The organism is Pectinatus frisingensis, from assembly GCF_015732285.1.
Taxonomy (GTDB): domain Bacteria; phylum Bacillota; class Negativicutes; order Selenomonadales; family Selenomonadaceae; genus Pectinatus; species Pectinatus frisingensis.
In genome coordinates this window covers 81,859-97,459 of sequence record NZ_WIQU01000016.1, presented here as the reverse complement: position 1 = coordinate 97,459, position 15,601 = coordinate 81,859, and the positions used below count along the sequence as shown (strand labels likewise).

Annotated in this window: 10 protein-coding genes; 8 read left to right on the top strand and 2 right to left on the bottom strand. The window is 40.4% G+C overall.

What is annotated here, in order from left to right; genetic code table 11:
- Positions 1-3 precede the first annotated feature (3 nt).
- Positions 4-1,380, bottom strand: a complete 1,377-nt coding sequence (locus I6751_RS02395; protein WP_196590457.1) for an aminotransferase — start codon at positions 1,378-1,380, stop codon at positions 4-6.
- Between the two features lie 144 nt (positions 1,381-1,524).
- Positions 1,525-2,259 (bottom strand): GntR family transcriptional regulator, encoded by a 735-nt coding sequence (locus I6751_RS02390; protein ID WP_196590458.1) that lies wholly within the window; start codon positions 2,257-2,259, stop codon positions 1,525-1,527.
- Positions 2,260-2,908: 649 nt separating this feature from the next.
- On the opposite strand from I6751_RS02390, the gene I6751_RS02385 reads away from it, so the two are divergent.
- The 8 genes from I6751_RS02385 to I6751_RS02350 all read left to right on the top strand — a co-directional run bounded on the left by I6751_RS02385 (position 2,909) and on the right by I6751_RS02350 (position 15,234).
- Complete coding sequence (locus I6751_RS02385; RefSeq protein WP_196590459.1) at positions 2,909-3,484, top strand: restriction endonuclease subunit S; 576 nt, start codon at positions 2,909-2,911, stop codon at positions 3,482-3,484.
- Positions 3,481-6,699 (top strand): type I restriction endonuclease subunit R, EcoR124 family, encoded by a 3,219-nt coding sequence (locus tag I6751_RS02380; protein ID WP_196590460.1) that lies wholly within the window; start codon positions 3,481-3,483, stop codon positions 6,697-6,699. Before I6751_RS02385 ends, I6751_RS02380 begins: the two co-directional genes overlap by 4 nt.
- Positions 6,700-6,727: 28 nt before the next feature.
- Entirely contained in the window at positions 6,728-7,939 is a 1,212-nt protein-coding gene (locus I6751_RS02375; RefSeq protein WP_196590461.1) for a restriction endonuclease subunit S, read from the top strand.
- A 22-nt stretch (positions 7,940-7,961) separates the two neighbouring features.
- The gene (gene fic / locus I6751_RS02370) at positions 7,962-8,591 is read left to right on the top strand and encodes a protein adenylyltransferase Fic (RefSeq protein ID WP_196590518.1); all 630 of its coding nucleotides are present in this window, start codon (positions 7,962-7,964) and stop codon (positions 8,589-8,591) included.
- Positions 8,584-10,173 carry a type I restriction-modification system subunit M gene (locus I6751_RS02365; RefSeq protein ID WP_196590462.1) on the top strand — a complete coding sequence of 530 codons (1,590 nt, stop codon included), beginning with the start codon at positions 8,584-8,586 and terminating at the stop codon, positions 10,171-10,173. Before fic ends, I6751_RS02365 begins: the two co-directional genes overlap by 8 nt.
- A 494-nt stretch (positions 10,174-10,667) precedes the next feature.
- Positions 10,668-11,438 carry a MurR/RpiR family transcriptional regulator gene (locus I6751_RS02360; protein ID WP_196598978.1) on the top strand — a complete coding sequence of 257 codons (771 nt, stop codon included), beginning with the start codon at positions 10,668-10,670 and terminating at the stop codon, positions 11,436-11,438.
- A gap of 227 nt (positions 11,439-11,665) precedes the next feature.
- Positions 11,666-13,000, top strand: coding sequence for a 6-phospho-alpha-glucosidase (locus tag I6751_RS02355; protein ID WP_196590464.1), 1,335 nt, complete (start codon positions 11,666-11,668; stop codon positions 12,998-13,000).
- Positions 13,001-13,176: 176 nt separating this feature from the next.
- Complete coding sequence (locus tag I6751_RS02350) at positions 13,177-15,234, top strand: alpha-glucoside-specific PTS transporter subunit IIBC (protein ID WP_196590465.1); 2,058 nt, start codon at positions 13,177-13,179, stop codon at positions 15,232-15,234.
- Positions 15,235-15,601: the final 367 nt, after the last annotated feature.

Below are 15,601 nucleotides of genomic sequence, written 5' to 3'. Positions count from 1 at the left end.
TCCTTATAGTTTTGTTTTTTCTAAAGCATTATAAATTGCTGTTGTAATCTTGTCAGCCTCATTTTTATTTAATATAAGCGCTGGCGCTAAGGTGAGTACATTGTTGTGTCCTTGTACGCTGCGATTCATTTTACCGATAAGAACACCTTGCTCAGCGGTATTGCCAACTATCTGCGTCATATAATGTTCGCTTACTGGGACCTTAGTTTTTTTATCTTCGACAAGCTCAATACCGATAAACAGCCCTTTGCCGCGAATTTCACCAATCATCGGCATATCTTCAAATTCTTTAAGTTTGTCTAGTAGATATTTACCAATTACAGCGCTATTTTCAAATAACTTTTCTTCTTCCATTATTTTTATATTTTCCAGAGATGCCGCGCATGCTCCGGCACTCCCGCCAAATGTGCTGATATCACGAAAATAGTCCGTTTTATTGCTTTCAGCATTCAAAAATTCTTTAAAAATATTTTCTGTGGTCATTGTCACGGCTAAAGGCATATATGAGCTGGTAATGCCCTTGGCTGTGGTCATTATGTCAGGTTTAACATTCCAGTGAAAATGTCCGAAGGCTTTACCAGTTCTGCCAAATCCGGTAACTACTTCATCAATGATGAGTAAGACATCATATTTATGGCATATGTTTTGAATGATTTCAAAATACTCGTCAACCGGAATAATTATTCCGCCGCCGGCAGTAATAGGTTCAAGTATCAAGGCACCAACTGTATCGGGATTTTCTTTTTTGATGATATTTTCCAAAGCATAAGCACATTCGATATTACAGTTAGGATATTTTTTATTGAAAGGGCATCGATAGCAATATGCTGATGGTATGTTCTTAAATCCCGGAACAAACGGACCATAACCTTTTGTGCGTTCATTTTGTCCGGTCGCACTCAGTGCTGCTAATGTCGTTCCATGATAGTCACGATCACGATAAAGTATTTTATATTTATCGTGATCGTGATGTTTTAGGTGATTATACTGCCTTGATAATTTAAAGGCTTTTTCATTGGCTTCAGAACCACTGTTTGATATATAAATACGCTGCAGATATGGAACCATCTCACTAAGTTTTTGCGCCAGTAAAATGGCTGGTGGATTTCCGGCACTGCCTGAATAATATGGCAGCTGTATCAGCTGATCATATACTGCCCGCGCAATCCTTTCCTGTCCGTAGCCTGCATTGACACACCACACACCGCCGGAAACAGCATCAAGAAATTCCTGCCCATGGATATTTTTTATCCAACAACCTTTCCCTTCGGTAATAATCAGTGGTTCCTTGCTATCAAAAACCTTGTGCTGCGTAATATGATGCCATAAATGGGTTTTGTCCATTTTTATAAGTTCTTCTGGCTGTAAAATGTTTTTCAATTATCTATTCCTCCTATAAAAATAAAAGGCCGGAAGGCAATCATAAACAATGTGATTACCTTCCGGCCTTTAGTTTTCTAATCAACCGATTTGCAGTACTCTTATATGTAATTTTTTTATCAGTTTACTCTAGCAGACAATAAATTATTTTTTCATCCTTCGTGTCAGATTAATGCAAAATTGGTACATATCGGCACGATAAATGCTTTTTTCATATTCACATGGCTTTTTTTGCACATCAACAACTAGTCTTGTAGATAAAAGCGCACAGCAGGGCATGTTATCAACTAATTTAAGTAATTTTTTTTCTTCAGAAGTTGTAATTACAGCAGAAATAGTCTGTTTTGCTTCCCAGAGAGTAATGCCTAATTCATTTTCCAATATATCATATGTAGAAATGTTATTTAAATCATATTTTGATAATTTCTGTCCTATTTCCAATGGATAATACTGTTTTTCAAGGATGATCGGCATGTCATTTGCCAAACGCAGGCGGATAGTTTCATATATCTCCGCTGTACCGAACATTGATAAAACATCCTGAGGGGCTTTTACTAGTCCCTTATGAAGCAGCTTTATGTTTGGTTTCATTCCCATTTCATTGACAATATCAAAATACGTACTCAAATGACCAAGCCATTCTTCTATTGATTTGGTTAAAACAAATGTTCCCAATCCCTGGCGTGTTTCCAATACACCTTCTTCGATTAATTTCCTTATTGCATGTCTGATAGTTGCTCTGCTAACTTGGAAAAAATCCATTAATTCATGTTCAGATGGAAGTTTATCTACATAAGTGCCTTTTAAAATTTCATTCCGTAAAAAGCTGCCTACCTGCAAATACAATGGTATGGCATTATTCTTATCCAAAAAAACCATAGTATCACCAAATTATTTGTTGTTATGTGCTGTTATGTTGTCCGGACAAGTATAAAACCACATAACCATCACTGTTATAAAATTTTATGAAACTGTTATCACTTGCAGATTACTGCTTGGCAAACACGAATAATAAAACTTTATTGCTATATACAATAACATAAAGTTTTCACCATGTAAGTCGTATGTACGACAATTTTATAAAATAATGCAGTTACTATGTTTTATGCCCTTCTGAAATTAGAAGACAAAAAATAAGCTAGAAAAACAAATAAATTACACAGACATCTATAATGAACCCATAAATTAAGACGAAGCCCGAATTACAATATTCTGAGGAAATATAATTGTAGCTAGCAATCGTAAATATATAGGTAATGCCGCTAGTCCTTGTAATTACCATAAAAGGTTAGCGGCACTTTTTCTCTACGTAGTGGAGGGACATCTCTAGCAAGGCCGGAGAGAATAAATGAAAATATGCCCTTTGTAGAAAAACGGCAGTGCCCCGCGATATATAAAAAATGAGAATTGAAATCGACGTTTTGAAAGTAATTTTTAAAAATCACAAAAATATGATTGAAAAAATTTGCAATGTGTTATAATAAAATTATGATAAAGATTATAGTGATTTTAGAAAGGCACAATATTTATGAGAACACTGCGTGAATTAGTCACATTTATTAGCGGGTCACCGCAATTTCGTATCCAGGAGTCGCTGGCTACGAATGCGCCGCGTTATGTTTATTATGGGCAAAGTGATTTGATGGATGATTTAATGAGTATGCGCTCGATTCAGGTAGATAGCAAAGAAGTGCGGACCAAGGATGAGGTTCATACCCTTTCTTATGGGAATGTTGTTTTCAGCCTGATTACAGGTCAAGCGACTATTGTTCGGCGGGCTCATGATGGATATCTTTATACGCAGAATTATATCAAGCTGTTACCAACATCAACTATTGATGCGGGTTTTTTAGTCTATTTGCTCAATGAGGATAAATCCATACGCAAGCAGTTTTTTATTGGCCTGCAAGGTTCGCAGGTATTGAAATATACCCTGCAGCAATTAAAAGAAATCCGAATAGAGGAACTGCCTCCATTGGACAGACAGCAGCAAATTGGGGAGCTTTATTTGAAACAGCTGCATTTGACGGCATTGAAAAATCGAGTGGTAGAATTAGAAAAAATAGTATGTCTGGCAAACTTAGCGGAGGCGGGCAGGCGATGAACGAAACACGATTTGAAACAGAGCTGATTCAGTATCTGACATCAGGGACAATATCTGTGAAAAAAAGAGTGGAAAGGGGCTTGGAGACTAGAGAAACTGCGAGTGAATATTGCATCAAGACAAAGCTTTGGCAGTATAAGCCAGGCATAAGGACGACAGAACAGCTTTGGCAGAATTTTAAGGAAATCCTCGAATATCACAATCAGGGAACGCTGGAGCATCCATTGAGCGTAGTGGAGTTCAACCAGGTAAAGCGGCAGATTTCGGATATCCCGACGCCCTATGAAGCAGGACAATTCCTGTATGGTCTGAATGGCGTATCACAGCTGGAAATTGATCTGGATGATGGTCGTCATGTCTATCTGACGGTGTTTGACCAGCGGCAGATTGGTGCCGGCGATACGATATATCAGATTGTAAACCAGATTGAGCGTCCGGCTAAAATCATTGGCAAGCAAAATCGCCGCTTTGATACGACGCTTTTGATCAATGGGCTGCCTATCCTGCAGATCGAGGAAAAGCGGGATACCCATGATATTGATGAAGCGCTCAACCAGATGCAGCAGTATGCCGGTGAAGGTCAGTATCGGGATATTTATTCTACGCTGCAGATTTTGGTAGCGATTACGCCGAATAATGTAAAATATATGGCAAATACCACTCCGGAGACCTTCAATAAAGATTTTGCGTTCCATTGGCAGCGCAAAAAGGACAATACAATCGTACGGAATTGGAGAGAATTTGCGGATTCCATGCTGAGTATTCCCATGGCCCATCAGATGGCGACGAACTACATGATCCTTGATGGAACGAAGAACCACCAGATGTTGAAGGTCATGCGACCCTATCAGGTTTATGCGACGCAGAATGTGCTGGAACAGCTCAAAAAGGTGGACTTTGACTTGGGAATAAGTAAGGTCGGTTATATATGGCATACAACCGGCTCCGGCAAGACCATCACCAGCTTTAAGACGGCCTGGCTGGCGAGCCGTATGCCAAAAGTAGATAAGGTAATCTTCGTTGTCGACCGGATTGCGCTCACAATGCAGACCAACGAAAAATATTGTGCCTATGACCCGGATGCCAAGGAAGAAATAACGACACAGAAGAAAACTGGCAGTGTGCAGGATACGAAGAATACGGCGGATTTGAGCCGGAAACTGAAAAGCAAGGATAATAATATCATCGTGACTTCGGTGCAGAAGATTGATACGCTCATCAAGCGGAAATCTTTCAAAGCACCGGACAAGCATTTGGTATTCATCGTAGATGAAGCGCATCGTTCCACGGGCGGTGACAGCTTTGCCGCGATCCAGAAGGCTTTTCGCCACGCGGCTTGGATTGGCTATACCGGAACGCCGATGTTTGATGAAACAACGGCGGGGCCGCGGACTGAAGATATCTTTGGTCCGCTGTTGCATGCCTATACCATACGGGAGGCGATTGCTGACCACAATGTATTGGGATTCAAGGTAGATTTTGAAACGACTATCGACGAAGAACAGATGCGGACGGAATACCTGCCGGCCTTTTATCGGGAGCGGTATCCGAAATGGACGGAAAAGCAGATACAGGAAAAGGTACAGCACTTGAGCCCGGAGGATATGGATGATGCGGTGGAGCCGAGCTTCTATGATGAGAACGCGCAGCATGTGGAATTGGTAGTGAAGGATATCTTCAAGAATTGGCGAAATCGTTCCAATGAGGGACGATATAATGCGCTGCTCACAACTCATGTGGGCGGCGGTAAGGCGAGCACGCCGATGGCCATGATGTATTTCCGGGAATTCCAGCGTGTCAATGAAGCCCACCGGCAAAAAGGCGGGCAGACATTGAAAGTCGCCGTGACCTTCAGTGTGAATAGCGCCAATAATGACAGCATGCTGGCAACGAATGAAGGCCTGCATGAAGCGATGACAGCCTATAATAAAGAATTCGGTACAAGCTTTGGCCTTGATGATGCGGCTGGTTATACACAAGATGTTACCAGCCGCCTGAATAAAACGGCTACGGATAAGAAATTTCTGGATATGGTCATTGTCGTCGATCAGCTGTTAACCGGTTTTGATGCGCCGGAGCTGAATACGCTGTATATAGACCGCACCCTGCAAAAAGCCGGGCTGATACAAGCCTACTCACGGACGAACCGCATTGCGGATATGCAGGAAAAGCCATGGGGACGTATTGTGAACTATCGCTGGCCGGCACAGAATGAAAAGCTCATGAATCAGGCGCTGGCTATCTATGCCAACAAGGATTCGGCCATTCTTTCCGAGGAAGAGCAGCAGGCGCAGAATCTGAAGGACGGCATTGTTGCTAAGTCCTTTCCAGATGTGTTTGGGGAAGTCAAAGAGACCGTGGACAAGCTGGCGGTGCTTACGAGTGCGTTTCAACAGCTGCCGCCCTCGGAGAAGCAGCGGGAGCATATGCTGGAATTGCTGCGTGCTTATAATGCCGGCATGGCTAAACTCAAGCAGTACAAGCCAGAAGAGGTATCAGGAGAGATTGCGGGCTTTGACTATGACCGCCCGGATGAGCTCATTGAAAAGCTCGGTATGACGAGTGACCAGGAAACGATGCTCACTACTGTGCTCACGAATGAGCTTAAGCAGCAGATTGCCAAGGAAAAGAAGGTTTCCGTCTATCAGATTGAACTCAAAATGACCCATGTCAAGGATGTAAAAATCGATTATGATTATCTGACCGAGCTGCTGGAAAATCTGCTCAATGAAGTACATGAAGGCAGACAGCAGAAAGCCAAAGAAACGCATGTCAAGATCCGTCAGTTTGCGAATGGTCTGGAAGACCAAAGCTATGCGGGCAAGATTCGCAATGCGGCCTCGGCTATCCTGCATGGGCATTATCCACCGCAAGGGCAGAAATTCAGCTATCCGGCTCAGTTGAAGGACAGTGATTCGGTGATTCAGGCCGCGAATGTTGTCAGTTTGGATCGCCAGTTCCTGGATTTCCGCATCCAATGGGGCATTGTCGACATCATCACCAGTGCCCAGATGCGTGAATGGTTCAGCAGCCATCACTATGGTGTGCAGGATCTCGATGATACGAACCAGCTTCGCAATATCATCGCCCAGGCCAGTGTCGACTATAGGAATCTCGCACATGATGTCAAGGTGCAACAGTTGTCGAAGATAAAATATCGCAACAGCCTCAGAGAAGCCATCTATAAGTTGGCCGATGAACTGGCCGAATGCTGACAAATAGATGGAAATGGAGATAGAGGGCATGGAAAAGAAAGCAAAAGTACCAAAGCTAAGATTTCCTGGATTTACGGGAGAATGGCAGGAGCGGAAGCTAGAGGAGATTGCACAATATAGAAATGGTAAAGCACATGAAAAAGATATATCTGTAAGTGGAAAATATGTTGTTATTAATTCAAAATTTATATCAACTAATGGCAATGTTAGAAAATATTCTAATCAACAAATTGAACCATTACAAAAAAATGAAATTGCTTTTGTCCTTAGTGATGTTCCAAATGGGCAAGCTATTGCGCGTGCATTTTTAGTTGACGAAACTAATAAATACACACTTAATCAAAGAATTGCGGGAATTACTCCAAATGATAATATCTATCCATATTTTTTGTATCTTTTAATGAATAGAAATAGATATTTTTTGCAATTCGATGATGGAGTAAAACAAACAAATTTGTTATTAAATGATGTAATCAAATTTAAAGGATATTATCCTGTTTATGTAGAGCAAAAAAAAATCGGTGTATTTTTTGACAATCTCGATAACCTTATTGCCCTTCATCAGCGCAAGTTGACACATCTGCAAGCAAAAAAGAAAAGCCTGTTGCAAAAAATGTTTCCGAAAAAAGGCGAGTGTTTCCCAGAACTTCGTTTCCCGGGATTTACTGACGCTTGGGAACAGCGTAAGCTGGGAGAAGTTGCAAAGTTTTCCAAGGGAAGTGGCTATTGTAAGGATGATTTGGTCGATAAAGGAATACCAATTATTCTATATGGTAGGCTATATACGAAGTATCAGACACAGATTATCAACGTCGATACGTTTGTAGCGGAGCAGTCAAATTCTGTTTATAGTACAGGTAAAGAAGTAATAGTACCTGCTTCTGGCGAAACGGCTGAAGACATATCGATTGCATCAGCTGTGATGAAGTCTGGAATATTGCTGGGGGGAGACCTTAATATTGTTTATCCTTATCAAACGTTGAATTCTGTGTTTCTTGCTGTGCAACTATCAAATGGCAATGCTAAAAAAGAAATGTCCAAGCGTGCTCAAGGAAAATCAGTTGTTCATTTGCATAATGCAGATTTACAAGAAGCCGAAATCAGTATTCCGCGGATTGCAGAACAACAGCAAATAGGATGTTGTTTTGAGCAACTCGATAACCTTATCACTCTTCATCAGCGTAAACTAACCCATCTGCAAACCCAGAAAAAAGCTTTATTGCAGCAAATGTTTGTTTAATAATCGAAAGGAGTCAGCAACTATGACTTTGGAAAATAAGTTTCATATTACCAATGCGGCTGAATTGGCTCGTATCGAAGAGAAAATCAGCAAGCAGAAGGCAATTCATTTGTGGGAAAGCGGTGAACTGGAGCATTTAAAGCCGGGAACTTTTTCGGCATTAGTGGAGATTCACCGCACTTTGTTCGAAGATATCTACGATTTTGCCGGTGTCTTGCGTACCGTGAACCTTGCCAAGGGAAATTTTCGCTTCGCGTCGCTTATGTATTTAGAGGCGGCGCTGCAGAATATTGAGCAGCTGCCACAGTCAACTTTTGATGAAATTGTTGAAAAATACGTAGAAATGAATATCGCGCATCCGTTCCGTGAGGGCAATGGCCGGAGTATGCGGATATGGCTGGATGTATTGTTTCGAAAGGAGCTCCAGCAGGTCGTGGATTGGAGTCTGGTGGACAAGACCGATTATCTGCTGGCTATGGAACGCAGTCCGGTCAAGGATATCGAGATCAAACATGTGTTGCGGGCAGCATTAACGGATAAGATACATGATCGTGAGGTCTATATGAAAGGTATCGATATGAGCTATTTTTACGAGGGGTATATTGTGTATAAGACAAGTGATTTACAGAAGGAGAATAAGATTCATGAGTGATACAACACAGACGATTACCGGTAAGCTTTGGGCTATGGCCAACGAACTGCGGGGAACGATGGACGCCTCAGAGTATAAGAACTATATCCTGGCATTTATGTTTTACCGCTATCTGTCCGAGCATCAGGAGTACTATCTTGTCAATAGCAATGCCATTGACGTGAATGAGGGTGAATCGGTCAATGATGCCTATGCCCGACAGGCTGGCAAAGAGGATTTAGCTGACTATTTGGAAGATATTTCCGCAAGCCTTGGGTATGCCATTGCCCCGGCAGATACATGGAAGTCCCTGCTGTACAAAATCAACGAAGGAAAGGTCATTCCTAGCGACTATCAGGACTTATTCGATCATTTCAATGCGAATGCCGAGCGCAATGCTGTGGCGGAAAAGGATTTTAAAGGCGTTTTCAATGACATTAATCTAGGTGATACTCGTCTTGGAAGCTCGACGAATGAACGGGCGAAATCGCTGAATAATATCGTGAAACTTGTGGATGGGATGGAGTACAAGAGTGCGGATGGCAAGGATATTCTCGGGGAAGTCTATGAATATCTCATCGGCCAGTTCGCTGCCAGCGCCGGCAAGAAGGGCGGCGAATTCTACACACCGCATCAGGTCAGCCAGATACTGGCCAAGATCGTTACGCAGGGGGCAGTGAAAAAAGACGCGTTTTTCCAGCTCTATGACCCGGCGATGGGTTCTGGTTCTTTGCTGCTAACCGTAGGACAGGAGCTGCCGGCAGGTACACCTGTTAAATATTATGGGCAGGAATTGAATACGACGACCTACAACCTCGCGCGCATGAATCTCATGATGCATAATGTTTCCTATACCAACATGACGCTGAGCAATGCCAATACCCTCGAAAATGACTGGCCGGATGGTCCGGACAGCAAGGGCGTCGACCGGCCGCGCAGCTTTGATGCCGTCGTAGCCAATCCACCCTATTCCGCGAAATGGGATAATCACGCTTCCAAACTCAAAGACCCGCGATTCAGTGATTACGGCAAACTGGCACCGGCCTCCAAAGCCGACTATGCCTTCGTACTGCACAGCCTGTATCATTTGAATGACACGGGGACCATGGCCATCGTCCTGCCGCACGGCGTGCTTTTTCGCGGTGCCGCCGAAGGGAAGATTCGCCAGACACTTATCGAAAAAAATCGCATCGACACCATCATTGGCCTGCCGGCCAATCTTTTCTATAGAACCAGTATTCCGACTATTATTCTGGTACTCAAAAAGAAACGTCCGACCAAGGATATCCTCTTTATCGATGCCAGCCGGGACTTCATCAAGGGCAAAAATCAAAATAACCTCAGTGAAGACGCTATCGAAAAAATTATCCAGACCTATCTCAATCGTCAGGATGTTGATAAATATGCCCATCTGGCGTCCCTGGATGAAATCAAAGAGAATGACTTTAACCTCAACATTTCTCGCTATGTAGACACCTTTGAGGAAGAAGCCGAAATCGACCTGACCGAAGTCAACCGCCAACTGGAACAGGACAATAAAGAAATTGCCGCACTGGAAGCGGAGATCAAGGAACAGCTGAAGATACTGGGAGTGGATCCCTGAGGCAATATAAACAGGGTATTCCCCAATATTTTGAACAGGCACTTCGTGATTGCAAAACGAATCTAATATGAGTAACGGATATGATAAATATAAATATAATTACAAACAGCTGCATATAGTGGCATGCTTGTCGAGATCCTAAAAATTAAATTTCTTAATGAATCAAATTTGAAATTGAAAGTAAAGAATTAGTGTTCACTTATAACTGAACTGATATACTGAAATTGTAATCTTTGTTTTTTAAATTGGAAAAGATGCAGTGTTTGTATTGCTGTATTTTTTGTACATTCTGCTGAGATGATCAACATGATACAAAAATATTAAATGCTGTCGAAGTAAATGTTTTTTATGTGATTTATTCAATTGTTCGCGGGCAGTTTTGGCTATTTTGCTGAAACTGCCTTAGTTTTATGCTCATTTAATAGTATGCTACAATATTATTAAACATTTACCTATATACCTATATGTATCATAAACTCATAGGAGGCTGCTGTATGAAATTAGATGAGTTGGTAAGCCATAATCTAAGAAAACTAAACCCAACAGACTTAATAATATGGCGTTATATTTATAAGAATAAAAAAAAGTGCTGTCACATATCTATTTATGATATTGCCCGAGAGTGTAATGTTTCAAGGACAACTATACTCAGATTTGCTAAAAAAATATCATTAGATGGTTTTTCTGACCTTAAAATGATACTCAAAATGGAATTGGGACAGGATGATATTTCACCATCGATTGATATAGGTGAGGCTGCCGTTGATTTATGTAAAAAGGTTGGTGAAGAAGTTGCAAAACAAGATTTTAACAGGGCTAATAAACTTATATATAAAGCCACCAGAGTTTTTATTTATTCATCGGGATATGTACAGGAAAATGTTGCTAATGAAATGAAACGTTTGTTTATCAGCTGCAATATTCTAATTTATGAAATTAAAGGCATTGATGAGTTCCAACGGATACTCAAAAACATTGACCAAACTGATTTATTTATCATAATATCCCTTAGCGGTGAGTCATTACATGTGGTTGATTTTGGTAATCAGTTACATATGAACGGGATTCCCTTTATATCTTTAACCAGATTGAAAAGCAATACACTGGCCAGTCTAAGTACGGAACATATCTATATTACCCCTATAGCAATGCCGACTGCCGTGGATACTGCCTATGAATCAATGCTGATGTTTTTTCTGGTGGTTGAAGTATGGTATATAAGCTATAGCCGCTATCTGACAGAACAGCTTCAAGACAATTGTTAAAATTGTTGTAATGTAATTTATCACATAGAACGTGATGAATTACATTATAGCGTGAAAGTTCCCGTAACAGCCCATGTCTATTGATTATGGGCTGTTTTATATTTATTATGGACATAAGGAATCGTCCCGGATAAATTTTTCATCCGGAATTAAATACTATCCGCTGTATATCTTTGACAGCAATTGATAAGTATACAAATGCTCCATTTTAGAAGGGAAGGATTGTAATGAAAAAATCATCGATTGTAATTGCCGGTGGCGGCAGTACTTTTACCCCCGGCATTGTAATGATGTTATTAGAACACTTGAACAGATTTCCTATCAGAGAAATAAAATTTTATGATAATGATGCCAGCCGACAGGAAAAAATTGCCAAAGCCTGTGCTATTCTCTTAAAGGAACGTGCTCCTGAAATTCAATTTTCTTATACGATTGATCCTAAAGAAGCTTTCACCAATATAGATTTTGTAATGGCACATATTCGTGTAGGCAAATATGCCATGCGTGAAAAGGATGAAAAAATTCCTATGAAATATGGCGTATTCGGGCAGGAAACCTGTGGTCCCGGTGGCATAGCTTACGGGATGCGTTCCATAGGTGCCATAATTGAAATAATTGATTTCATGGAAAAATATTCGCCAAATGCCTGGATGCTAAATTATTCTAACCCAGCTGCTATTGTAGCCGAAGCTACCAGACGTATCCGTCCCAATACCAAAATCATAAATATATGTGATATGCCAGTTGGCATTGAAGACCGTATGGCCGAAATTCTAAACTTGCCTAACGGTCGTAAAGACATGGATATTCGTTATTACGGTCTGAATCATTTTGGCTGGTGGACAGATATCCGTGATAAGCAGGGCAATGATCTAATGCCAAAAATCAAAGAACATGTTGCCAAATACGGCTACATAGTCAATCCTCAACAACATGGCGAAACGGAAGCCAGTTGGAATGACACCTATGCCAAAGCCAAAGATGTTTATGCTATAGATCCTGATACACTGCCAAATACTTATCTTAAATATTATTTATTTCCGGATTATGTATTTGCTCATGACAATCAGCATCCTGAGCATACTCGTGCCAATGAAGTCATGGAGTATCGTGAAAAAAACGTATTTGCTGCTGCTAAACAAATTGTAGATAAAAATACTTCCAACGGCTGTGACTTCCATAGTGATGAGCATGCCAGCTACATTGTCGATTTAGCTGAAGCAATAACATTTAACAAAAAAGCCCGTATGCTGCTAATTGTAGAAAATAACGGTGCTATTTCTAATTTCGATCCTACCGCAATGGTAGAAATTCCTTGTATTGTTGGTACTAATGGCTATGAACGTGTTTGCGTCGGTAAAATTCCTCAATTTCAAAAAGGCTTGATGGAACAACAAGTTTCCGTAGAAAAATTAGTTGTTGATGCTTGGATAAGCAACAGTTATCAAAAACTTTGGCAGGCAATGAGTCTATCAAAAACTGTTCCAAGTGTTTCAATAGCTAAAAAAATATTGGATGATTTAATAACAGCCAATAAAGATTACTGGCCAATCTTGAAATAAATTTGACAGTTTTGAATTCCGGCTGTTTATTATATTTACCGGGATTCAAAACTATTTTAAACAAAGCTGTATATTAATCTGACTATATAGCTTTGTAAAAGTACGTCTGCTATTTTTTGAAAAATCTAACAATGGTCTGTATACAATATTGCCTTATATAGAAAGGAGCTCTATTAATGCCCATAAACAAAGATATTGTCATGCAAAAAGTGCAGCGTTTCGGTGGAGCAATGTTTACGCCTGTTTTATTATTTACATTTTTTGGTATAATGGCTGCCTTATCAATATTATTCAAAAATACAGCTATAATGGGAAGCATCGCTGATAAAGGAACCATATGGTATGATATTTGGTTTATTATCGAAAAAGGTGCCTGGACTGTATTTTCACAATTACCACTTTTATTTGTAGTTGCCCTACCTATCGGATTGGCAAAAAAAAATTCTGGACGGGCCGCAATGGAATCTTTAGTCATTTATCTTGTAGTAAATTATTTTATATCGGGTTTTTTGGAATTATGGGGGCCAATGTTCAATGTAGATTTTGCTCAAGATGCTGTACCGGGATCCGGCTTAGCAATGGTCGCCAATATTAAAACTCTCGATATGGGTATGCTTGGTGCTATTTTTATAGCCGCGGTAAGTGTTTATCTTCATAATAAATTGTATGATGTAAATCTGCCTGAAATAGTTGGAATTTTCCGAGGCTCAGTTTTGGTAATAGTTGCCGGTTTTTTCATAATGCTGCCTGTCGCATTCATTTTATGCCTATTCTGGCCTAAGGTACAGCTGGCTATTGTTTCACTTCAGGGTCTTATGAAAACCAGCGGGTTACTGGGCGTATGGCTGTATACCTTTCTCGAACGCATTCTTATTCCTACCGGCCTGCATCATTTTATATATATGCCCTTCATATATGGCCCTGCCGTCGTTGACGGTGGTACCAAACAATATTTCATTCAACATCTGCCTGAATTTTCGACATCAGCCCATACCTTAAAGGAAATGTTTCCACAAGGCGGATTTGATTTAACTTCAATGTCAAAAATGTTTGGCTGTCCAGGTATTGCCCTGGCAATTTATGCTACAGCCAAAAAAAAGAAAAAGAAAATTATTGCCGGCCTATTGATTCCGGCTACGTTCACTGCAATTCTTTGTGGTGTTACCGAACCGCTTGAATTTACGTTTCTGTTTGTAGCACCGGTCTTATTTTTAGTACATGCCGTATTAGCCGGTTTAATGGCTATGACTGCATATGCTTTCGGTGTAGTAGGTGTTTTTGACGGCGGGATAATTGAATGTGCCGTAGAAAACTGGATTCCCTTGTTCAAATATCATCCTATGACCTATATTCTTCAATTCATAGTTGGATTTGCTTTTACGGCAATCTATTTCGTTGTATTTCGTTGGCTGATACTGCACTTTGATTTCAAGACACCGGGACGCGGTGATGATGAAGAAGACAAACTATATACCAAAGCCGATTATAAGGCTAAGAAAGCCAATGATGAGTATGATAGCAAAGCAGAAGCATTTTTAGACGGACTTGGTGGAAAAACAAATATTGTTGATGTAACCAACTGTGCTACACGTCTACGCGTAAATGTAAAAGATGGCACATTAGTAGCTAATGCGAAGACATTCATAGCCGCCGGTGCACACGGATTAGTTCATAATAAAAATGCCGTTCAGGTTATTGTCGGATTATCTGTTCCTCAAATTCGCGAACGGTTTGAAAATTTGCTGCAAAATGATATATCTGACAATGAAAGTAATGCCATATCTCCTTCATTATTAGCCTTTGCAACCGGCAAAGTAGTATCAATTGATGATGTTCCAGATAAAGCTTTCTCAGAAAAAACCATGGGAGATGGTATTGCTATAATCCCTGAAAAAGGAATTATCACTGCACCTGCTGATGGCACCATAATAATGACTGCCGATAAAACCGGTCATGCACTTGGTATAAAGCTGACTACCGGAATGGAAATACTTATTCACATCGGTATTGATACCGTTACATTAGACGGAACAGGTTTTAAAACATTGGTTAACCCCAACGACAATATAACCACCGGTGACAAATTAATCGAATTTGATCTTGAAAAAATAAAACAAGCTGGTTTAAATCCAATTACAATTATGGTTATAACAAATTTTGACCAGTATACTGCCTTAGAATTTAAATCACTGCAAAAAGTAAAAGCCGGTATTTCTATAATAGCTACCTATTAGAATTTGTTATCCAAATTATCCTTGCGTTATACTCAGATTTTTAATGTGAGTAGGTAACTGAGGCTTATTGTGGAGATTCTATTAATCTCATATTGGTAGTGCAGGTGAAATGAAAAGACTTCATAAGCTCCTCAATCCTAACGCACTTCGGGTCAGGCTGCCCGAAGTGCCGTACTAATAAAATATCTTTCTTTGCCGTTATCAATACCGAAACCAATGTTTCCGGAATCGTTTTGTGAAATACACAGAAAACCTTACCCCATGAGTTGAACTATGATAAATCATGCCATTTTTTTCATTTGAAACTTAATAATATCCAAATTAATATATTCCAGTGTCCTTCGTGAAGTCGGGACACTAGCACGCT